Raw genomic sequence first — 19,486 nt, 5'->3', positions numbered from 1 at the left:
TCAATGGGTCGCCGATGAGCATAACGCCCTCCTGGCCGACTGACACCGAAGGGGATTTTTGTGGGGATACTTCAGGGGTCAACCCCGGATCCCCCGCGAGGGATTTTCCAGCCGGCCGTCAGCCCTTGAATTCAAGACGTGCTCGGACGTAGTGTAGATACCCTGTTCCAGTGTTTGAGGGGATTCCGCTCATGTCTTCAAAGAAGGCGAACGACTCTTTTGCAGAAATCGTGCGGGAAGAGTGGATGGCCGATCGCACGGTCAATGCATGGCGTCGCTGGCACAAAAAAACAGTTCCCCACCTCCAACAGATGACGCAAGCCTTACTTGAAGCAGGGGAAATCGCTTCAGGGAGCAAGGTCCTGGATCTCGCCAGCGGTTCAGGCGAACCGGCAGTTACGATCGCATCTCTCGTGGGTCCCCAGGGCCAGGTGGTTGCGACGGATTTGTCGGAAGGTATGCTGGCCGTTGCCAGGGAAAACTGCGGAGATTCCGATAATATCGAATTCCGGGAGGCAGACGCCCATGATTTGCCGTTTGCCGACAATCGCTTTGATGCGGTGACCTGCCGGTTGGGTGTTATGTACTTTTGGGATTGTCAACGCGCGCTGAAAGAAATCTTACGTGTACTCAAACCTGGCGGTCGAGCCGCATTCGTGGTCTGGGGACCGGTTGAGAAGAACAATTTTGCGCGCATCGTGATTTCTCCTTTCGCAAAACGAAAAGCCTCTCCGATATTACCACCCGAGGCGCAACACCCTTTCCGCTTTGCCGAATCCGGCAGTTTGTCGGCAGCGCTGAATAACGCCGGATTCTCGCAACTGATGGAACAGCAAAAAGTGGTGTCCTGCCCATGGCTGGGCCCTCCCGAAGAAATGTGGGAGCAGATCTACGAGCTGGCCGCTCCACTCCAACCCTTCTTTGATTCTTTCGACCCTGATGAACGTAATGCCGCTGTACGTGAAGTCATCGAAGAATTCGGCAATTTCTACGATGGAGAATATACCGACCCTACGACGAGTATTATTGTAGCCGCGGGAATTAAATCGACTTCGTTATGAAAGATGATGTATTGAGGTGCATGGGTTTCGGCATGAATATCTAATCGGCGGGAATTTACCATGACCGGATTAGTGATGGGAGAAGAGATGGTTCCGTTCTATTCGCGGCCATCTCCCGCAGCTGCTGCGCAATTGCTGGAAGCTAGGGACTGGTAGCTGACGACTGACCTCAACGCCGCCAGAACGCTGGGGTGAGGAGTACCAACAGGGTGAAGATCTCCAAGCGCCCGAGCAACATGGCGAAGCACAGGATCCACTTGGCCGGATCGTGCAGGTCGGCATAGCTGGCGCCGACGCGGGCGAGCCCCGGCCCCAGGTTGTTGATGCAGGCCGCCACGGCGGAGAAGGCGGTCACCAGATCGATACCCGTCGCCGCCAGGGCCAGGTACATGACGGTGAAGCTGGCCACATAGAGGGAGAAGAAGCCCCAGACCGCGTCCACCACCCGGTTGTTGACGGTCTTCGACCCCATCCGCACCGGCAGCTGGGCACTGGGGTGGATCAGGCGTGCGATCTCGCGCAATCCCTGTTTGATGAGCAGCAGAAACCGGATCACCTTGATGCCGCCGCCGGTAGAGCCGGCGCAGCCTCCGACAAAGCTGGCAAACAGCAGCAGGATCTGGAGAAAGGGTGGCCAGATGTAGAACTCGGCCGTGGTGAACCCGGTGGTGGAGCCGATCGAGACCACCTGGAACAGCCCCTGGGTGAAGGCCTCCGACCACAGGTCGTAGGTACCCGTGTAGTAGAGCGCCAAGGTAACGACGACGGCAGAGGCACTCATGAGGAAAATGTAGAAACGGAACTCGCTGTCGTGCAGGTAGGCAGTCGGCAGCCGGCGGTTCCAGGCTATGAAGTGGAGGGCGAAATTGACGCCCGAGAGTAGCATGAAGACCACTGCGACCATCTCGATCGCCGTATTGTCGAAGAAGCCGATACTCGCGTCGTGGGTAGAGAAGCCGCCGATGGCGACGGTAGAGAAGGCGTGGCCGACGGCGTCGAACAGGGGCATGCCGGCGATACAGTAGGCCCCAACACAGGCGATGGTCAGCCCCAGGTAGATGTACCAGAGGGCCTTGGCGGTCTCGGTGATGCGGGGTGTGAGCTTGGAGTCCTTGATGGGCCCTGGGGTCTCGGCCCGATAGAGCTGCATGCCACCGATGCCGAGCATGGGCAGCACGGCGACAGCTAGAACGATGATGCCCATCCCACCCAGCCATTGGAGCTGCTGGCGGTAATAGAGGATGGAGCGGGGCAGCTCGTCGATGCCGATGATGACCGTTGCCCCGGTGGTGGTGAGTCCGGATATGGACTCGAAGATGGCGTCGGTAATAGACAGGTGGGGGCTATCCGCCAGCATAAAGGGCAGCGAGCCGCTGACTCCGAGCACGGTCCAGAACAGGACCACCACCAGGAAGCCGTCGCGCAGGCGCAGGTCGTCCTTACGCCGGATAACCGGAACCAAGATGAGCAGACCGGTGCTCAGAATGAGCCCGAAGGCACTGAGAAAGGGCAGCACCGCACCATCCCGGTACCACAAGGAGACCAGCACCGGCGGTATCATGCTGAGGCTGAACAGGGTCAGCAGCAGACCCAGGACCTTGCGCACCGCGGATGATTTCATACCCCCTCACAAAAAGGTCACACCCACCTGGAACAGCTGCTCGACTTCCGGTACTCGCCGTTTGTCTTGCAAAAACATGATCACGTGATCCTCGGGCGCGATGACGATGTCGTGGTGGGCGATGATCACCTCATCGCCGCGCACGATGGCGCCGATGTTGGTCCCCTTGGGCAGCTCGATGTCCTCGATAGCGTTGCCGATAACCTTGCCGGAACCTGCATCGCCGTGGGCGACGGCCTCGATGGCCTCGGCTGCGCCGCGCCTCAAGGAGTGCACCTCTACCACGTCTGCCCGCCGCACATGCTTCAGCAGGCTGCCGATGGTGACCTGTTGGGGCGAGATAGCCACGTCGATGGGACTGCTTTGGACCAGGTCTACGTAGGCGCTGCGGTTGATGAGCGCCATCACCTTACGGGCCCCCAGCCGTTTTGCCAGCATGGCCGAGAGGATATTGGCCTCGTCGTCATCGGTCACGGCGCAGAATACGTCCGTGTTCTCTACGTTCTCCTCGATAAGCAGCTCCTCGTCCGCCGCATCCCCTTGGAGCACGATGGTCCGCTCCAGCCCCTCGGCGATGCGTTTACAGCGGTCCCGGATGCACTCGATGACCTTGACTCGGTAGTTGCGCTCCAAGGCGGTGGCCAGCCGGGTGCCGATGTTGCCGCCCCCGGCGAAAATGAGCCGCCGGTAGGGTTTTTCCAGTCGGCGCAGCTCGCCCATCACGGCCCGGATGTGCCGCGGCGCCGCGATGAAGAAGACCTCGTCGTTGGCCTCGATGACCGTGTTCCCTTCCGGCTGAATCGCTTGGTCCTGACGGTAGATGGCGGCCACCCGGGCATCCACGTTGGGCATGTGGTCGTAGAGGGCGCGCAGCTTATTGCCCACTAAAGGACCCCCGTGGTACGCCTTCACTGCCACCAGACGCACCCGGCCATTAGCGAAGTCCTGCACCTGGAGGGCCCCGGGATTTTCGATCAGGCGCATGATGTGCTCGGTAACCAGCCGCTCGGGGCTGATGTGCACATCGATCGGCAGGGCCTCAAGGGAGAAGAGCTCGGGGTGGTCCAGGAAGTCCTGGGAGCGTACCCGGGCGATCTTGGTGGGCGTGTTGAAGAGCGTGTAGGCGACCTGGCAGGCCACCATGTTCGTCTCATCGCTGTTGGTGACGGCGATGATCATATCCGCATCCCCGGCGCCGGCCCGCACCAGCACATCCGGATGGGCCCCGTGACCCTCTACCGTGCGCAGGTCAAAGCGGTCCTGCAGCTCCCGCAACAACTCCGGCTTCAGGTCGACCACCGTGATGTCGTTGGCCTCGCTGACCAGGTTGGCCGCTACCGAAGAACCCACCTGGCCGGCGCCGAGGATGATAATTTTCATTTTGAGCGTCCGGCTGTCAGCTACCAGTCACTAACCCGCATATCTCACCGGAGCGGCTGACGGCACTTCAGTTCTCAATTTATTTCAATATGCGGGCTAGTCAGCCGTAGTATAGGATAGGCTGCCTGCCCGGTGGTAGAGGATCCGATCGGGATGCGGTTCGTTGCCTGCCTGTCTGCGTGCAGGGACGCGTGGGCAGACACGCAGAAGGCGTTCACTGCATCCTACGGATCCTGTTCACCGAACCGCAATTTAAGTCATGCGGAAAAGGGCCGCGATCGGACCGTGAACGATGAATATCAACAGCGCCTAAACTGCGGGGGCAGGTCGCTGGATCTGTCCCGTCCCTGTGTGATGGGCGTCTTGAATGTCACCCCCGATTCCTTTTCGGACGGGGGTGATTTTTTCGGTGTCGACCGTGCGCTGCGTCGCGCGGAGCGCATGGTGGAAGAGGGCGCCGATATCCTCGATATCGGCGGCGAGTCCACGCGGCCGGGGGCCGCCCCGGTCTCGGGGCCTGAGGAGATCGAGCGGGTGGTGCCGGTGATCGAGGCCCTCGGTCCCCGCGTTTCCGTACCCATCTCCATCGATACCAGCAAGCCGGAGGTCATGCGCGCCGCGGTGAATGCCGGGGCCGGGATGATAAACGATGTGCGCGCCTTGCGCGGACCGGGTGCCCTGGAGGCCGCAGTCGAGGCCGGCGTGCCGGTGTGCCTGATGCACATGCAGGGAGAGCCGAGGACCATGCAGGCGGCGCCGGTCTATCGCGATGTGGTGTCCGAGGTTCGAGATTTCCTGCGCCGGCGGATCCAGGTCTGCGTCGGTGTCGGTATGGACCCCGAGCGTGTGTTGGTAGATCCCGGCTTTGGTTTCGGAAAGACACTGGCGCATAATCTGGCGTTACTGGCGGGACTTGGCGAGCTATGCTCGCTCGGGCCTCCGGTCCTGGTAGGCCTGTCGCGCAAGTCCATGATCGGTACCCTCACCGGCAGGTCGGTCACTGAGCGTCTGGCGGGGAGCCTGGCGGCCGCGGTGCTTGCGGTCGAACGGGGAGCCCGCCTGGTGCGGGTGCACGATGTAGTCGCCACGGTAGATGCCCTGCGCGTGGCCTGGGCAGTACGCGGTTGTGGGCCGTCCGAACTATAGTCCGGAGTTTCCATTGTGGGGCTGAATAATCCAAATCGGAATCGTTATCGAAATCGAAACGCACAATGGGACTTGGGCACGAAAAACTTGACGTTTACCGCCTCTCGATCAGCTACGTTGCCTGGGTGTACGAAAAGGCAAGTGCCCTGAGCGGTACCCATCGGCATGCTCGCGATCAGCAGCTTCGCGCTAGCCAATCGATCCCGTTGAACATTGCCGAAGGCAACGGCAAGAGCTCAGAAGGGGATCGAAGACGTTATTTCGAAATTGCCCGCGGATCGGCGTTGGAATGCGCCGCCATTCAGGATGTTCTAGTAGTCGGCAAGGCTCTCAGCGTAGAGGAAAGCCAGAGCCACAAGATTGAACTGGACCGCATAGCCGCAATGCTCAGTCGATTGGGAGGAAGAGGCTACAGCGTCGGAGAGGATTCTGCGCCGTATGGAATCGGAAGACTCGATCCCGATAACGATCCCGAAGGAATCAAAGTCCAACCAGGCGCTGCAGCGGACGTGGACAAGCCGCGCCGCTGAGCATGAACGATAGACGTGATAGATGGGTGAAAAGGTGACGCGCAAATATTTCGGTACCGACGGCATTCGGGGGCGGGTGGGCGAGGGGAACATCACACCGGACTTCGCGCTCAAGCTAGGTTGGGCCGCGGGGCGTGTACTCGGCGGGGGGCGGGGCGGCAAGGTGCTGATCGGTAAGGACACCCGCATCTCGGGCTACATGTTCGAATCCGCCCTGGAGGCTGGTCTGGTCGCCGCCGGCATGGACATCCGACTGCTCGGTCCCATGCCCACCCCCGCCATCGCCTACCTGACGCGTACCCTACGGGGGGTTGCCGGCATCGTGATCAGCGCCTCTCATAATCCCTACCAGGACAATGGTCTCAAGTTCTTCTCGGCGGATGGCGATAAGCTTTCGGACGCGGTCGAGTCGGCGATCGAGCGTGAGTTCGACCGACCGCTGCATACGGTCGGTCCCGCCGAGCTGGGCAAGGTCAGGCGGGTGGACGATGCCCGTGGCCGCTACATCGAGTTCTGCAAGAGCACCATCCCGGCGGCCATGAGCTTCAGGGGTCTGAAATTGGTGGTGGATTGTGCCAACGGGGCGACCTATCACGTGGCACCGGACGTGTTCGAGGAGCTTGGGGCGCGGGTTATAACCATCGGGGACGAGCCCGACGGGTTCAACATCAATCGGAAGGTCGGCTCCACCAGCCCCGAGGCGCTCATAGAGGCCGTCGTGCAGGAGGGTGCGGATCTCGGGGTGGCCTTCGACGGGGATGGAGACCGGGTGCTGATGGTGGACAGGGATGGCAATCTGATCGATGGTGACCAACTGATCTACATCATCGCAAAATCGCGTCTGGAGCAGCAATACCTCAAGGGCGAGGTCGTGGGTACCTTGATGAGCAACCTGGGGCTGGAACACGCCCTGCGGCGACTTGACGTAGGCTTCGTGCGTACCCAGGTGGGCGACCGCTACATTATGGAGCGTTTGAAGCAGGATGATGGGATCCTGGGAGGTGAACCCTCAGGGCACATCATCTGCCGGGATCGCACCTCCACCGGCGACGGCATCGTGGTGGCGCTCCAGGTACTCGCAGCGATGGAAGATGCGGACAGGGATCTGGGGGATCTTGCAGGTGAAATGCAGAAGTATCCCCAAAGGTTGATCAATATCCGGTTGGATGAGCAGAGAGACATCGTCGGCTTACCCGAGATACGGGATGCCGTTGGATCGGCGGAGCGGGAGCTCGGTGAATGCGGGCGCGTGCTGCTGCGTCCATCCGGTACCGAGCCCCTGATCCGGGTTATGGTGGAGGGTATAGACGAGGCCCAGGTGGATTCCATCGCCAACCGCCTGACGGATGTGGTACGGGCCCGGATAGCCGGCTGAGCAATCCTGAATTATTTGGCGCGGTTTGGTGAACCGGGCTTTCTTTATCCACAGATTAAGAACGAAATAATCTGTGGAAATCCGCGTAATCTGCGGATTAAATAGGTTTCTTGTCGGACCGGACTTAGCTCAAGCAAAAACAGCCGCGATTTCAGCTTGGATCGCTTCGGCCTTGGCGCGTGGATCCTCGGCGTCACGGATTGGTCGCCCGACGACGATAAAATCGGCACCCCTTTGGAAGGCCTGGGTGGGGGTAACGACACGCTTTTGGTCGTCTACCGGGCGGTTCTGTACCGGACGGATGCCGGGGACGACGATGATGAACTGATCGCCCAGATCTCTCCGGAGGGACGAAATCTCCAGACCGGATGAAATTACGCCGTCGCAGCCGATCTCCAACGCACGTTGCGCGCGCGAGCGTACCAGCGCCTCTACATCACACTGGAAGCCAAGGTCTTCCAGGTCACCCTGATCCAGGCTGGTCAGCACTGTGACGGCGAGAATCTTCAGCCCGTTCTTCTCGCCGACGGCGGCCCGCAACATCGAGTCATTGCCGTGCACGGTCGTAAAGTCCACGCCGCGGTCCTTGAGTTGACGCACCGCACGGGCTACCGTTTCCGGTACGTCGAAGAACTTCAGGTCGCAGAAGACGCGCTTACCGCGGTCACGTAACTGCTCTACCAGATCGAAGTAGCTGCCGGACATGAAGAGTTCCAGGCCGAGCTTGTAGAAGTTGACCGAATCGCCGAGCGATTCCACCGTCTCCAGAGCGGTATCCCTGTCAGGCACATCCAGCGCCAGGATCAAACGGTCTCTGACCGGAATGTCTTTCCGCGAACCTTGGTTGCTCATAAATGCCCACTTTTACGAGAATCTCTGCCAGTATGGCCTTGGGGATATTGGAGGCGAGGCTAGGTGCGTTACGACGCCCAAAGACTCGCTGATCTACGATGGTGCCGGCGTCTTAACGCAACCTACCCTTAGAGTTGCCCGCCGTGCTGCTGGCCCGCGCGGACCTCGCCTTGTGTGTAGGGTACGTTAGCCGCGCGAGAAAACGTCTCGGGGGATACGGCATCGGACGCGGCGTAACGCAACACGACGCCTTCTCGGGCAACACTAAATAATCCAGGATCGGACAAGCAGGGCGGCGGGAGAGAGGCCACCCCCCGATGGCGCACGCAGTCTGTCACGCTGGACCGATCAGCGCCGACCATAACCAGTATATCCCATGGTACTCTAGGCTGCAGAGCCACCAATAGACACGAATCGACACGAGCTGTCATCCCGAACCGAGGAGAGAGCGCTTGATGGAAAAGTCTGAAAACACCGTTTGGGTCTGCGACCTTGACGGGACCCTGGCGGATATTTCGCACCGGGTGCATGCCTGGCTGGGCAAGAGGCGTGGAAGGAATTTTTCTCTCCAGTCCATTCGGACGAGCCGATAAGGGAAACGGTTTTTGTCTGCTGGTTTAAGAAGGGACGAGGGATGAAGTGGACGAAGCCTGGCAGCGGTTCGGGGATCGGTGATCAGGCCCCACAGGAGGGTGTCGCAAAAGGCACCGATCTCCGCCCTTTGCCCCCCTCTCCCCAACCCCTCTCCCGGCGGGAGAGGGGCTTTTGCGACACCCTCACAGGGGGAGGGCTGAGTAATGTCTCTGGGACCAGTGATGTTGGATCTGGGGGGCGTCGAGCTCGACGCGGAGGAACGCGAGATTCTCCGCCACCCGGCGGTGGGCGGGGTCATCCTGTTTACCCGCAACTTCGAGCATCCGGAGCAGGTCGCTGCGCTGACTACCGCCATCCACGACTTGCGCGATCCTCACCTGTTGGTGGCCCTGGACCAGGAAGGCGGCAGGGTACAACGCTTTCGAGAAGGATTTACGCGTTTGCCGCCCGCCCGCCATTTCGGTGAACTGAGTCGTGAGCATCCGGTGAGCGCACGGCGTGCCGCGCATTCCGTGGGTTGGCTGATGGCCGCCGAACTGCGCTCCGTAGGTATGGACTTCAGCTTTGCGCCGGTTCTGGATCTGGACCGAGGGGTGAGCCAGGTGATCGGAGACCGTGCCTTTGCCGCCGGCGCCGATCGGGTGACGGAGCTTGCCCTGGCGTGGCGCGAAGGTATGCACGAGGCCGGCATGGCCGCGGTAGGCAAGCACTTTCCCGGACACGGCGGCGTGGCCGCGGATTCCCACACCGAGCTGCCGGTTGATGACCGATCCTTCGACGACCTCGAGACAGAGGACCTGATCCCCTTCGAGCGCCTGATCCGGCGTGGTCTGGAGGCAGTCATGCCGGCGCATGTGGTCTATCCCCAGGTGGATCCAAACCCCACGGGTTTCTCGGCGTTCTGGTTGCGTCGGGTCCTGCGCGAGAAGCTCGGCTTTCAGGGCGTCATCTTCAGTGATGACCTGGATATGGCCGCGGCCGCAGCCGGCGGTGGTTACGCGGAGCGTGCCCGGTCGGCCCTGGATGCGGGTTGCGACGTCCTTCTGGTATGCAACAATCGTCCCGCCGCACTGGACATAATCGAGTCCCTGCGTGGACACGACGACCCCACCGCGCATCTGCGCTGTCTGCGCATGCACGGTCGCGGCGGCCTCGAACGTGCGCGTTTGCACCTGGAACCGCGCTGGCAGCAGGCCCTGCACGCCATTGGGGAGCTCGAGGCCTTGGACGCCCCGAGCTTGGATCTTTGAATATCAGCGACCGAGAGGGATAAGCACGATGCGGCTGTCACGGGAGCGGTACACCGCCGTCATGGGCCGGGCGGAGCTGCTCGTATCCGGTGCGGAGATGGAGCGGATTCTGGCCCGGCTGGCGGGGGCGATCACCAAGGTCTTGGCGGAACGGGACCCCGTGGTGCTGTGCGTCATGAACGGCGCAGTCATCGCCGTCGGTCGTCTGCTGCCGCGGCTGGGGTTTCCCCTCACCCTCGACTATGTCCACGCCACCCGCTATCGGGGGACCACCAGCGGCGGAGACCTCCAATGGCTGCATCGGCCCGCGGCCTCCGTGCGTGGTCGGTATGTGCTGGTGGTGGACGATATCCTCGACGCGGGCGTTACCCTGGATGCCGTCGTCAAGGCCTGCCGAGAAGACGGGGCGGCCAATGTGCATACCGCGGTCTTGGTGGAAAAAACGCGCGAGCACACCAACAATTTCAAGGCGGATTTCGTCGGTGTGCGGCTCCCGGATCGCTATCTGTTCGGCTATGGCCTGGATTATATGGGCTACTTCCGCAATGCCGACGGTATCTATGCGGTGGCCGATGAGGACGTTTGATAACCCTTCAGCAGGTCCTTTAGATCCCAATAAATCCTAAGGTAATGTGGCCGCCGCACTCCAAGTCTGCCGGAGATGTTTGACATGAGCCGACTGGCTGTCATCGGCGGCTCCGGTTTCGCTGCCATGCCGGGACTCCAGGTCCTCGATCACCAACAGCCCGATACCCCCTATGGTCCGGCTTCGGCACCGGTCACACGGGGCCTTTTAGGCGGTGCCGAGCTCTTCTTCCTGCCCCGGCATGGGACGGGGCACAGCATACCACCGCACCGGATCCATTATCGTGCCAACCTCTGGGCACTCAAGGCCTGCGGTGCCGAGCGGGTCGTCGGATTAGCGGCGGTCGGCGGTATCGGCGGTGCCTTCGGTCCCCGGGTCCTCGCCGTCCCGGACCAGATCATCGACTATACCTACGGGCGGGCCCATAGCTTCTCCGACGGGGATCAGGGCGAAGTTCTGCACATCGATTTCACCCGGCCCTATTGTGAGGATCTGCGCCAAGCCCTGCTCAGAGCGGCGAGGGACTCTGATCTGGAAGTAGAGGACGGCGGTACCTACGGCGCGACCCAGGGCCCGCGCCTCGAGACGGCGGCCGAGATCATGCGCTTGGAGCGAGACGGTTGCGACCTCGTGGGTATGACCGGAATGCCCGAAGCGGCCCTAGCCAGGGAGCTCGGACTCTGCTACGCCTGTTTTGCCTTTGTGGTCAACTGGGCGGCCGGTAAGGCGAGCGGAGAGATACGCATGGAGGAGATTGAGACCAATGTCGCAGCTTGCAGCGCTCGCATCGAGCGTATTCTTACGGCCTTGGCCGGTGCGGACTAGTACTCAATTTCTGTATATTTTGCATATAACCTGTGGGTGGGCTATGCCCACCACTCACGCGCCTAGCTGGTGGGCACAGCCCACCCTACAGGTCAGAGAACTAAAATAAGGCGAAGCAGGGATTGAGGGGCTCAAGGCAGATTTTTTTTGCTCGATCGACACGAATAGTGTATCTGTTTAACGAGATCGGGTGCGAAATCCGAGCGGTCTCCTCTCGATTCCGCAGTAGAACAGTCGTAAGTCAGACAGGCTCCCAGGTGCGTTGATGGAGATAGTCATGAATTTGAAAAAGAAGCAATAGTCGTGGTATATAAGGTGTTTCGACGTATTTAAACACGGCGACTTGTCGTCTACTACTTGTTAGCCTCTTTCCACCAACCCATGAGGGAACACTATGAACCGCTCTGTATCCGTTGCGCTTCTTGTCTTTGCCGCTATTGTTACACCATCGGGATGCTCTTCGCATCGCTCGAGTTCTAATACCGAATCCTCTCCGGAGCCTGCACTAACAACACCTACAGCTGCGGAATCAGAGAAGGCGGGAGCGACATCGCTTTCCAAGCGACAGGTGGATCAGTTTCTAGCCCCAAGCTGCGAAAGAATCGCGCAGAGCATAGAGCAGGGTAACGAAGGTTACAGGGAAGAACAGATTCGGAAGGCTACACAGTATTTCACTCCGATGTTTGAGCCTGGGCAGGATGGTGGCCTGCGCGGAGTAGACCGTAAAGCTTGTATAAATATCGAAGGGTCATGCATTGTCGGCGAGTGGCTATACAACTACGCGGGACCGAGCAGGCCCTGGGGCAATCGGTACGATCGCAGTGTGGTTCCGTTCAAATTCGGAAAGGGCAGTGGACAATCGCAATATAATACCATGAATGCCTTAGATCCATGTCGAACGCTCGCTGCAGACAAAAACCACTATCCGAGCGGAACAGTTGTTTACATTCCCTCGATGAAGCAGAAGAAATGCCCGCAGACCGGAAAAGTAGTAGATGGCTGCTTCATTGTTGGGGATGTTGGATCGGCAATAACAGGTGCTAAACGATTCGATATCTTTACCGGCGAATGTTTGAACTACAGCAAGAGAAGCAACACCTGTAGGGATTCTCTCAATCGCGAATTTGTTGCACCAAAGGAAACGACCTACTATGTGGTTAACAGGGACAACAATATCGCCAAAGAACTGCGCCAAGAGACCGATAACTTCATTCGAAGCAATTGGAGAACCGTTGCAGATTGAATACCTATCTCGTTAAAAGGACCCCCATTTTGTTTGTTACACCCATCCGTACCTTTCGAGTGAGTAGCAAACAAAGTGGGTGTCCTTTTTATGCGTGATCTCTACCTGGCGCGATGCCGCAGAAGGATTGGCTACTCAAAACTATTTGAATACGAAAACAAAGCTTCAAAATACAAAATTCAGCATGAAATTCGGAGGTAAACTCTGAATGGGAAAACGCAGCGACGTGGTTGGTCGAGCCGGGGCGAATGCCCTGCAAAACGGGATGATCTACACACGTAAGTGTGGCTGGATAGATCTTGGCCACGCTCGCCCGGATGGCGCACGAGATCTGTGGGATCGTGTTCGCTTCGAGCGTGGAACCCCGATGCCGGGGAATACGACCCACATCATTCCGATGATCCAGGGCATGCAGAGGTTCGGAGTACGTGTCGGGACCGGAAGCCGGTTCTGGATCAAGAAGGGCCTGTCTACCGCACAGAAAGAACGGGTAGCCCTCGGCATCTACCTCGATGTGTCGGAGAAATTCGAACGTCTTCAGTCATATTGGCCTTTCCGGTGGTTTACCGACAGCGGGTTCAGCGCCGAAGATTTAGTCTCCAATCTGATCGGCTTTTACCGTGCAGTGCGACCGGGGCCAAACTATATCGCAATGTGCCACCCTGTGTCGAAGGAGGAGGCACTCGATATTTGGGACAAATTTGGGTTGCCCGGTATTCATAAGAACTACCTCCCGTTGCCATTTCTTTTTCATAGAGGCTCCCCAGTGTGTGCGATGTTGCCGCCTTTTTTGTCCTCTATCACTCCGGCGGGACCAGGGAAGCTCTTCGGTCTGGTGAGGAAATAACGGCTGCCATGACGAAGCTCAAGTGGATTATTCCTACCGCCGTAGTAATCTTTGTAGCCTACGGGGCAATGCGGCTGTTTTTTATGGAGGACGTCACGACCGGGAGGGGCACTTTCTTGTATTACGTCATGATTCCCGAGATCATTCGAGACGTCCCGCTGTCCGGTTTGCAAGAGGACCCAATTTACTACTCTACCAGTGGGGACGGTCCGAAACTTCCGGCGAGCGCCGTTCGCTTTCGGACGACAGATTTCGTCCAGGCAGAACGGGAGATTACTCGATACTTTCTTGATCGCGGTTTCCGGAAGGCTGGAAATAACCGCCTATTTCTCAATAACCGGTATGTCGAGTTCGCTCGAATACCAAGTGGCCTGCTCGAAGTCACGTTGACGACTGACATCTATGCTCAGAACATTGCTGGTACCGGTGAATCCGAGTAGGAACAGCCCGCGTAGGCTGGGGTGAGCTTGCGAACCCCAGCATTCTCACTCGCGCCCCTTAGTTTGGCGTTGGCCGCCAAAAATCGATGCGTAATTGATGAACATCCGCTTCTTCATAGACTTGGAAACCGATGCGCCGCACATTTATAGACATAATGTCGCCGAAACTGATGTCGAAGAAATTCTGGTCAATCCGATAGAAGATCGCTCTGGCAAAGGAGGAGCAAGGATTTCGCTCGGTCGCACATTTTCCGGTAGGTTCTTGAGGGTGATCTACGTACCTGATGCGGAACCAAACAGCGTCTTTGTTATCACAGCTTACGAACTCAAGAGCAAGCCGTTGAAAGCGCTCCGGCGCAGACATCGGAGAAAATCGAAATGAAGAAAAATGTCTTCCCCCCTGGTTGGGATAAAGATCGCGTAAGGAGAGTCCTTAACCACTACGAGGCTCAAACAGAGGATGAAGCACTCGCTGAAGATGAGGCGGCGTTCGAGATGTCGGAACAAACCCTAATCGGGGTTCCAACAGAGTTGGTTCCAGCTGTGCGGGAGCTCCTCGCAAAACACCAAGCGGCGTGACGATTAATAAGCGGGTGAACACCGAAGCCAGTCAAACAGAAGAAACGGAGGTGGCCCGCGTAGGCTGGGGTTCGTACCTCACCCCAGCCTACGGCCCTACCTTGTGAAGTTCGAAGTAATAGAAAGTCTATGATAGCGCCTAACCACTGGCTCCAGTCGACGCTTGCTTCGCTGTGCGCGACTGAGCCATAGCGTTATGTGTAATATAAAATCTAGGAGATTGAATAATGGGCGTACCTAAAAAATCAGAGAATGTTCCAAAAAACATGCAGAGAAAATTTAACCAAATAATAACCATTACTGATCAATTTTCTGAAACGCACCTCAATAAAGAATATGCACAATTAATACGATATGCTGTCGCTGCACTATGTAGAAAGCGCCCATCACCATTAGAAAAAGGTAAAGCTGCCACTTGGGCTTGTGGTGTTACGCACGCAATTGGCATGGTTAACTTTCTTTTTGACAAAAGTCAAAACCCTTATATTAGTGCTTCAGATTTATATAAAGCATTCGGCGTTGGTCAAAGTACGGGTCAAGGGAAATCAAGGTTAGTACGTGATTTACTTGATATGTACCAAATGGATCCAAATTGGTCTCTTCAAAGTAATATTGATAAAAATCCACTCATTTGGGTGCTTACCGTCAACGGTGTAATGGTAGATGTAAGAGACATGCCGCTTGAAGTTCAAGAAATTGCTTATAAGAAAGGCTTAATACCATATATTCCAAAAGAGGAAGCCACAGGCACATAACAATGCAAATACACTCGGACGGCAAAAAGCGCCAATTCCATCAACGATCAGTGGCGGATATGTTTCAGGTTTGAAGATGGCAACGCATATGGCGTTGAAGTCTGCGATTACCACTGAATGTCGGAGGTCAGGGTGAGCATTGCTAACACGGGTATCAAGCGCCGCCCCACACATCCCGGAGAGATATTGCGGGAGGACTTTCTGCCGGATTATGGACTGACAGTGAGTGGTCTCGCAGGGGCAATTGGTGTGTCGCGTCAATCGGTCAACGAGCTCTTGCGGGAGCGCCGCGCTGTCAGTCCTGAGATGGCGCTGAGCCTATCGCGCCTTTTTGGAAACAGCGCGGAGTTTTGATTGCTTTCCCACGCTCAAAAGACATGAAAAATCTCCCGATCTCAGGGTTGCTGCGCGGTTTGACACCCGCTGTGGTAGTCGCGCTCACTTTGCTCCTTCCCGCAACCTGGAGTCCGGCCCAGCAACTTCACCTCCCCGACTTCGGGAGCTCTGCGGACTTGGTGATGTCCTCGGCTCAGGAGCGCCGTCTGGGGAGGGAGTTTATGAAAAGCGTGCGCAAGGCCTTATCGGTCATCGACGACCCCATACTCACCGACTACCTGCAGAGCCTCGGCAATCGGTTGGTTGCCGCGAGTACCACGGGAGCAGGCAGATACAACTTTTTCTTCATCGAAAATCCAGCGATCAATGCCTTCGCCGGACCCGATGGTCACATCGGCGTCTTTTCCGGTCTGGTGCTCGCCAGCGAGAACGAGAGTGAGCTGGCAGCGGTGTTGGCCCACGAGATCGCCCATGTGACCCAGCGTCACCTGATGCGTTTCTTCGAGGACCAGAAGCGTTTGAGCATTCCCGCGACCGCCGCGCTCATCGCCGCCACCGTCCTCGGGGCGCAGGTCGATGCGGACCTCGGAGCAGCGGCCGCCGCCGGCATTCAAGCCGCCACGGTGCAGCGGCAAATCAACTTCACCCGCGAGAACGAGAAGGAAGCGGACCGTATCGGTATCGCTACCCTGGCTGCCGCCGGGTTCGATCCCTATGCCATGCCCGGCTTCTTCGAGCGTCTGGGCAGGGCAAGTCGCACCCACGAGATCAGCGCCCCCGAGTATCTGCAAACCCACCCGGTTACCAGCAGCCGCACCGCTGACGCCCTTGGCCGTGCCGACCGCTACGGACACAAGCAACGACCGGACGATCTGCGCTTTCACCTGATACGCGCCCGTCTGCGCGCGCGTTCGTTCAGCAACGCGCAAAAGGCGATCGCCCATTTCCGGTCTCAGCTCAAGAGCAAACGCTACCGTAACGAGCTCGCCGCGCGCTACGGCTGTGCCCTGGGGTTGGCCCGCGGCAACCAAATCCGCGCGGCACGCGAGATGACGGAGAAGTTGATCGCCCGGCACCCGAACCAGGCCGAGTTCATCATTCTGGAAGCGCGGATCGATGCCAAGAGCGGTGCCAGGGACCGCGCCATCAAGACCTTGCAAACCGCCGTCGGGCTGCGACCATCGAATATCCCACTGCGTATCGCCTACGCCGATACCCTCATGGCGGCGGGACATCCCGCGCGCGCGCTCAAGACCTTGGAGGAGGTCACACGCAGGAGACCCGGCCAGGCATTGATTTACCAACGGATGTCAGATGCTGCCCTCAAGGCAGGGCAAAAGGCGGCAACCCATCGCTACCGAGCGGAAAAGCTCTATGCCGAGGGCGACCTGGAACCGGCGATCCATCAGCTCGAGATCGCCCTGCGACAACCGGGACTGAGTTACCACGATGCGTCCAGGATTCAGGTCAGGCTCGGTGCGATCAAACGGGAAGCAAAAGACGCCAAGAAAAGGCGTTGATGGTGACCGTAGAGTGGGCTGCCGGTCGCCCTGAACCGCAGAGTAGGCATAGGGTAGGGAGAAGCATTAGGGTGTGTTGATACTAACGCAACTTACACCCAACGCGAGGTCCGCACAGGCCAGCAGATTCCTTTAACCAGACAGCTTCTCAGTGGGCACTGACTTGGGTTAAGCTTACCGGAACTTTCGTTTCCCCCGCTCAACAAGCGGTCTTAACAACAGGATGCCTTGCTACGACGGGAGCGGGGGCTCGTCGCGGTCAGGGACCACCGGACCCTTCGTTAGAATCCAATCCGTAACCCTCAATCGTTTCTCGACTGGAGATTGTCAATGACTGACCCGAAACGCAGAATCCTGCTCCAGGGATCCTTGGCCGCGGGCGCGGTCGGTGCCGCAGTGGGAACCGGCCTGCTCACACCGCGTGCCGTGCTGGCGGCCTGGCCGGAAAGCGCCTTCACGGCCAAGCAGCTGGATGACGCCCTGAAGGAACTCTTGGGCACCAATACCTATGAGCCCAGCGACCGCGTCAAGCTCAAGGCCCCGGACATCGCCGAGAATGGCGCCGTGGTCCCGGTGACCGTAGAAGCCGACGTGGAAGGCATCGATTCCATCTCGATTATCGCCACCGGAAACCAGACGCCCCTGGTCGCCTCTTTCAACCTGGGCGCAGGCGCGCTCGGCTTCGTATCGACCCGAATCAAGATGGCCAAGACGGCAACCGTCGTCGCCCTCGTCAAGGCCGGAGATCAGGTCCTGAGCGCGTCCAAGGACGTCAAGGTGACCATCGGCGGCTGCGGCGGCTGACGCCCTTTAAACGAATACGAGGTGAGAGGTAGCTGAAGAATGGCAAATCCGATCAAGATGCGCGCCAAGCTCAAGGGCGAGGTAACCGAGGTAAAGGCGCTGATGAGTCACCCCATGGAGACCGGGCGGCGCAAGGACAAAGCGACCGAGAAGCTCATCCCCGCCCACTTCATTCAGGAAGTGGTCTGCACCTGGCAGGAAAAGGAGGTCATGAAGGCCCTGTGGAGCGGCGGCGTGTCCAAGAATCCCTACATTGCCTTCAGGTTCAAAGGCGCCAAAAAGGGCGAGACCGTTCAGCTCGCCTGGACCGACAACAAGGGCGAGAGCGGCTCGGCCGCAACCGAGATCAAATAAGCCCTGGGTCAACCGGCGGCGGTTGACCATCCAATTATCACCCGTTGCTTACAGCGGCCCCTGGTAGAGCTTCGGCATACCCGGCGGGCGCCGGCGGAATCGCTTATAGGCCCAGAGATACTGCTCCGGACAGGTAGTGACGGCATGCTCGATACCTCGATTGAGTGCCGTGGCGCCGGTGATTTCGTCTTCGGAATCGATTCCTACCGGCGCCGGTAGGCAATGGATGTGAAAACCCCGGGCCCGGGGGAGCCGCACCGCGAACAAAAAAATCACGCGCGCCCCCGTCTTGCGTGCCAGTCGATTGATCAGCAGCATGGTCAAGGCAGGGACCCCGAAGAAGGGAGCAAACACCGAGCCGGGGTTCATCCTGGGCTCCTGGTCGGGGAGTATCCCGACATACTCCCCCCGCCGCAGGGCCTGCATGAGTTTGCGGATCCCCTGGCGATCGGTGGGGACCAGCTCGGCGCCGGCGCGCCCCCGGACCTCGCGTATCAACCAGTCCAGCTCGGGTTGAGGTTTGTAGAGCGTCGTTGTCGGTCCTTGGGCGGAAAGATACAGCCCCGCCAACTCCCAGGCGCCCAGGTGTGGGGAAAGGACGATCACCCCCCGCCCATCGTCGCGGTGCAACAACTCCCGGCCCGAAACCTCACGCACCAGCGCTAGAACCTTCCGGGTCGGACGCAGCCACAGGTAAGCGACCTCGCTATAGGTCTTACCGTATTCGAGGAATGAGCGCCGGCGAAAGGCAAGGGCCTGGGCAGCTTGGAGGTGCGGGAAACAGAGCCGGACGTTGATCAGGGCATTGCGGCGCTGTTTATTAGGGATCTTCAACATCAGCCAACCGACGCAGACCCCAAGCAGGTGAACCAGGGAGAGGGGAAGCCAGGATATGGCCCGCAAAACCGATAACGCAAAGCGTTCACGCAAGCTGCTGGGACCGCGTTGTCCACGCCCTTTCTCGTCCTTTTCCGTTGCCACCCTGTGATTCATGGTTACCACTTATACTGCCACACGGCACAATCTGTGCATTTCACTCCCTCTCCCTCCGGGAGAGGGCTGGGGTGAGGGGGAAATTCAAAAGCTCGGATTGTGCCGTGTGGCAGTGTAGAGCCTGTCTGGCTTAGAGGCTGTCTAAAAATTAAGACACTGATTTTAGGGCATAAAAGCTGTAAATTTCGCGCTCGTTCCCACGCTCCAGCGTGGGAACGCCGGCTTGTCCGCTCCCGCGGACTCAGCTTCTCTGTGCTGATCGGCGTTGGCTGTTAGTCTACCGAGGCGCTTAATCGACGCTGGAGCGTCAAGATCCCGCCTCCGTCGGGACCAGGTCTGCTCCCACGCTGGAGCCTGGGGAGCCAGCCGAAAATCAATGCCAGATGAAAATCAAT

General features: G+C 58.6%; 20 protein-coding genes and 1 pseudogene. 17 read left to right on the top strand and 4 right to left on the bottom strand.

Annotated elements, in window-relative coordinates:
• The first annotated feature begins 191 nt into the window (after nucleotides 1-191).
• Entirely contained in the window at nucleotides 192-1,061 is an 870-nt protein-coding gene (locus BQ17_RS12015) for a class I SAM-dependent methyltransferase (RefSeq protein WP_089727367.1), read from the top strand.
• A 169-nt stretch (nucleotides 1,062-1,230) separates the two neighbouring features.
• Here BQ17_RS12015 and BQ17_RS12010 read toward each other — a convergent pair whose 3' ends face one another.
• Nucleotides 1,231-2,682, bottom strand: a complete 1,452-nt coding sequence (locus tag BQ17_RS12010; protein WP_089727365.1) for a TrkH family potassium uptake protein — start codon at nucleotides 2,680-2,682, stop codon at nucleotides 1,231-1,233.
• Nucleotides 2,683-2,688: 6 nt separating this feature from the next.
• Nucleotides 2,689-4,062, bottom strand: a complete 1,374-nt coding sequence (gene trkA / locus BQ17_RS12005; protein ID WP_089727363.1) for a Trk system potassium transporter TrkA — start codon at nucleotides 4,060-4,062, stop codon at nucleotides 2,689-2,691.
• A gap of 354 nt (nucleotides 4,063-4,416) precedes the next feature.
• On the opposite strand from trkA, the gene folP reads away from it, so the two are divergent.
• From folP to glmM, 3 genes are all read left to right on the top strand, one after another.
• Complete coding sequence (gene folP / locus BQ17_RS12000) at nucleotides 4,417-5,208, top strand: dihydropteroate synthase (protein WP_218068246.1); 792 nt, start codon at nucleotides 4,417-4,419, stop codon at nucleotides 5,206-5,208.
• 65 nt (nucleotides 5,209-5,273) lie between these two features.
• Nucleotides 5,274-5,738, top strand: coding sequence for a four helix bundle protein (locus tag BQ17_RS11995; RefSeq protein ID WP_089727359.1), 465 nt, complete (start codon nucleotides 5,274-5,276; stop codon nucleotides 5,736-5,738).
• A 22-nt stretch (nucleotides 5,739-5,760) separates the two neighbouring features.
• Nucleotides 5,761-7,113, top strand: a complete 1,353-nt coding sequence (gene glmM, locus BQ17_RS11990; RefSeq protein ID WP_089727357.1) for a phosphoglucosamine mutase — start codon at nucleotides 5,761-5,763, stop codon at nucleotides 7,111-7,113.
• A gap of 129 nt (nucleotides 7,114-7,242) precedes the next feature.
• Here glmM and pyrF read toward each other — a convergent pair whose 3' ends face one another.
• On the bottom strand, nucleotides 7,243-7,965 hold the full coding sequence (gene pyrF / locus BQ17_RS11985; protein ID WP_089727354.1) for an orotidine-5'-phosphate decarboxylase: 723 nt from the start codon (nucleotides 7,963-7,965) through the stop codon (nucleotides 7,243-7,245).
• A gap of 797 nt (nucleotides 7,966-8,762) precedes the next feature.
• On the opposite strand from pyrF, the gene nagZ reads away from it, so the two are divergent.
• From nagZ to soxZ, 13 genes and pseudogenes are all read left to right on the top strand, one after another.
• A complete protein-coding gene (gene nagZ, locus BQ17_RS11980) occupies nucleotides 8,763-9,809 on the top strand; it encodes a beta-N-acetylhexosaminidase (protein WP_089727352.1) in 1,047 nt (348 codons plus the stop codon).
• A gap of 28 nt (nucleotides 9,810-9,837) precedes the next feature.
• Nucleotides 9,838-10,395, top strand: a complete 558-nt coding sequence (locus tag BQ17_RS11975; RefSeq protein WP_089727350.1) for a hypoxanthine-guanine phosphoribosyltransferase — start codon at nucleotides 9,838-9,840, stop codon at nucleotides 10,393-10,395.
• An 84-nt stretch (nucleotides 10,396-10,479) separates the two neighbouring features.
• Nucleotides 10,480-11,220, top strand: a complete 741-nt coding sequence (locus tag BQ17_RS11970) for an S-methyl-5'-thioinosine phosphorylase (RefSeq protein ID WP_089727348.1) — start codon at nucleotides 10,480-10,482, stop codon at nucleotides 11,218-11,220.
• Nucleotides 11,221-11,614: 394 nt separating this feature from the next.
• Entirely contained in the window at nucleotides 11,615-12,463 is an 849-nt protein-coding gene (locus tag BQ17_RS11965) for a 3D domain-containing protein (RefSeq protein ID WP_089727346.1), read from the top strand.
• A gap of 208 nt (nucleotides 12,464-12,671) precedes the next feature.
• Nucleotides 12,672-13,310, top strand: coding sequence for a hypothetical protein (locus BQ17_RS11960; RefSeq protein WP_089727344.1), 639 nt, complete (start codon nucleotides 12,672-12,674; stop codon nucleotides 13,308-13,310).
• Nucleotides 13,311-13,318: 8 nt separating this feature from the next.
• Nucleotides 13,319-13,750, top strand: coding sequence for a hypothetical protein (locus BQ17_RS11955; RefSeq protein ID WP_089727341.1), 432 nt, complete (start codon nucleotides 13,319-13,321; stop codon nucleotides 13,748-13,750).
• Nucleotides 13,751-13,847: 97 nt separating this feature from the next.
• Nucleotides 13,848-14,132: a DUF4258 domain-containing protein gene (locus tag BQ17_RS11950; RefSeq protein ID WP_089727339.1), complete on the top strand. Its 285-nt coding sequence runs from the start codon at nucleotides 13,848-13,850 to the stop codon at nucleotides 14,130-14,132.
• Nucleotides 14,129-14,329 (top strand): hypothetical protein, encoded by a 201-nt coding sequence (locus BQ17_RS11945; protein WP_089727337.1) that lies wholly within the window; start codon nucleotides 14,129-14,131, stop codon nucleotides 14,327-14,329. Before BQ17_RS11950 ends, BQ17_RS11945 begins: the two co-directional genes overlap by 4 nt.
• Before the next feature lie 227 nt (nucleotides 14,330-14,556).
• Entirely contained in the window at nucleotides 14,557-15,084 is a 528-nt protein-coding gene (locus tag BQ17_RS11940) for a DUF6398 domain-containing protein (protein WP_218068245.1), read from the top strand.
• A gap of 132 nt (nucleotides 15,085-15,216) precedes the next feature.
• A pseudogene (locus tag BQ17_RS11930) lies at nucleotides 15,217-15,435 on the top strand (HigA family addiction module antitoxin); the annotation flags it as partial.
• A 206-nt stretch (nucleotides 15,436-15,641) separates the two neighbouring features.
• Nucleotides 15,642-16,940 carry a M48 family metalloprotease gene (locus BQ17_RS11925; RefSeq protein WP_256091564.1) on the top strand — a complete coding sequence of 433 codons (1,299 nt, stop codon included), beginning with the start codon at nucleotides 15,642-15,644 and terminating at the stop codon, nucleotides 16,938-16,940.
• 330 nt (nucleotides 16,941-17,270) lie between these two features.
• Nucleotides 17,271-17,744, top strand: coding sequence for a thiosulfate oxidation carrier protein SoxY (gene soxY / locus BQ17_RS11920; protein ID WP_089727332.1), 474 nt, complete (start codon nucleotides 17,271-17,273; stop codon nucleotides 17,742-17,744).
• Between the two features lie 39 nt (nucleotides 17,745-17,783).
• A complete protein-coding gene (gene soxZ / locus BQ17_RS11915) occupies nucleotides 17,784-18,098 on the top strand; it encodes a thiosulfate oxidation carrier complex protein SoxZ (RefSeq protein WP_089727330.1) in 315 nt (104 codons plus the stop codon).
• Nucleotides 18,099-18,146: 48 nt separating this feature from the next.
• Here the strand turns inward: soxZ and BQ17_RS11910 are convergent, their stop codons facing one another.
• Nucleotides 18,147-19,079: a lysophospholipid acyltransferase family protein gene (locus BQ17_RS11910; protein ID WP_256091563.1), complete on the bottom strand. Its 933-nt coding sequence runs from the start codon at nucleotides 19,077-19,079 to the stop codon at nucleotides 18,147-18,149.
• Nucleotides 19,080-19,486: the final 407 nt, after the last annotated feature.

Origin of the sequence: Candidatus Thiosymbion oneisti, assembly GCF_900092655.1 — a bacterium.
Classification (GTDB): domain Bacteria; phylum Pseudomonadota; class Gammaproteobacteria; order Chromatiales; family Chromatiaceae; genus Thiosymbion; species Thiosymbion oneisti.
The sequence above is the reverse complement of the archived record's forward strand: the minus strand, read 5'-3'. Positions and strand labels throughout refer to the sequence as shown.

Bases quoted from the DNA above. Each gene is read 5' to 3' on its own strand.
- folP (WP_218068246.1), top strand. From the start codon at position 4,417: ATGGGCGTCTTGAATGTCACCCCCGATTCCTTTTCGGACGGGGGTGAT.
- BQ17_RS11950 (WP_089727339.1), top strand. From the start codon at position 13,848: ATGAACATCCGCTTCTTCATAGACTTGGAAACCGATGCGCCGCACATT.
- soxY (WP_089727332.1), top strand. From the start codon at position 17,271: ATGACTGACCCGAAACGCAGAATCCTGCTCCAGGGATCCTTGGCCGCG.
- pyrF (WP_089727354.1), bottom strand. From the start codon at position 7,965: ATGAGCAACCAAGGTTCGCGGAAAGACATTCCGGTCAGAGACCGTTTG.
- nagZ (WP_089727352.1), top strand. From the start codon at position 8,763: ATGTCTCTGGGACCAGTGATGTTGGATCTGGGGGGCGTCGAGCTCGAC.
- soxZ (WP_089727330.1), top strand. From the start codon at position 17,784: ATGGCAAATCCGATCAAGATGCGCGCCAAGCTCAAGGGCGAGGTAACC.
- glmM (WP_089727357.1), top strand. From the start codon at position 5,761: ATGGGTGAAAAGGTGACGCGCAAATATTTCGGTACCGACGGCATTCGG.
- BQ17_RS11955 (WP_089727341.1), top strand. From the start codon at position 13,319: ATGACGAAGCTCAAGTGGATTATTCCTACCGCCGTAGTAATCTTTGTA.
- BQ17_RS12015 (WP_089727367.1), top strand. From the start codon at position 192: ATGTCTTCAAAGAAGGCGAACGACTCTTTTGCAGAAATCGTGCGGGAA.
- BQ17_RS11965 (WP_089727346.1), top strand. From the start codon at position 11,615: ATGAACCGCTCTGTATCCGTTGCGCTTCTTGTCTTTGCCGCTATTGTT.
- BQ17_RS11945 (WP_089727337.1), top strand. From the start codon at position 14,129: ATGAAGAAAAATGTCTTCCCCCCTGGTTGGGATAAAGATCGCGTAAGG.
- trkA (WP_089727363.1), bottom strand. From the start codon at position 4,062: ATGAAAATTATCATCCTCGGCGCCGGCCAGGTGGGTTCTTCGGTAGCG.
- BQ17_RS11940 (WP_218068245.1), top strand. From the start codon at position 14,557: ATGGGCGTACCTAAAAAATCAGAGAATGTTCCAAAAAACATGCAGAGA.
- BQ17_RS12010 (WP_089727365.1), bottom strand. From the start codon at position 2,682: ATGAAATCATCCGCGGTGCGCAAGGTCCTGGGTCTGCTGCTGACCCTG.
- BQ17_RS11960 (WP_089727344.1), top strand. From the start codon at position 12,672: ATGGGAAAACGCAGCGACGTGGTTGGTCGAGCCGGGGCGAATGCCCTG.
- BQ17_RS11995 (WP_089727359.1), top strand. From the start codon at position 5,274: ATGGGACTTGGGCACGAAAAACTTGACGTTTACCGCCTCTCGATCAGC.
- BQ17_RS11970 (WP_089727348.1), top strand. From the start codon at position 10,480: ATGAGCCGACTGGCTGTCATCGGCGGCTCCGGTTTCGCTGCCATGCCG.
- BQ17_RS11975 (WP_089727350.1), top strand. From the start codon at position 9,838: ATGCGGCTGTCACGGGAGCGGTACACCGCCGTCATGGGCCGGGCGGAG.
- BQ17_RS11925 (WP_256091564.1), top strand. From the start codon at position 15,642: ATGAAAAGCGTGCGCAAGGCCTTATCGGTCATCGACGACCCCATACTC.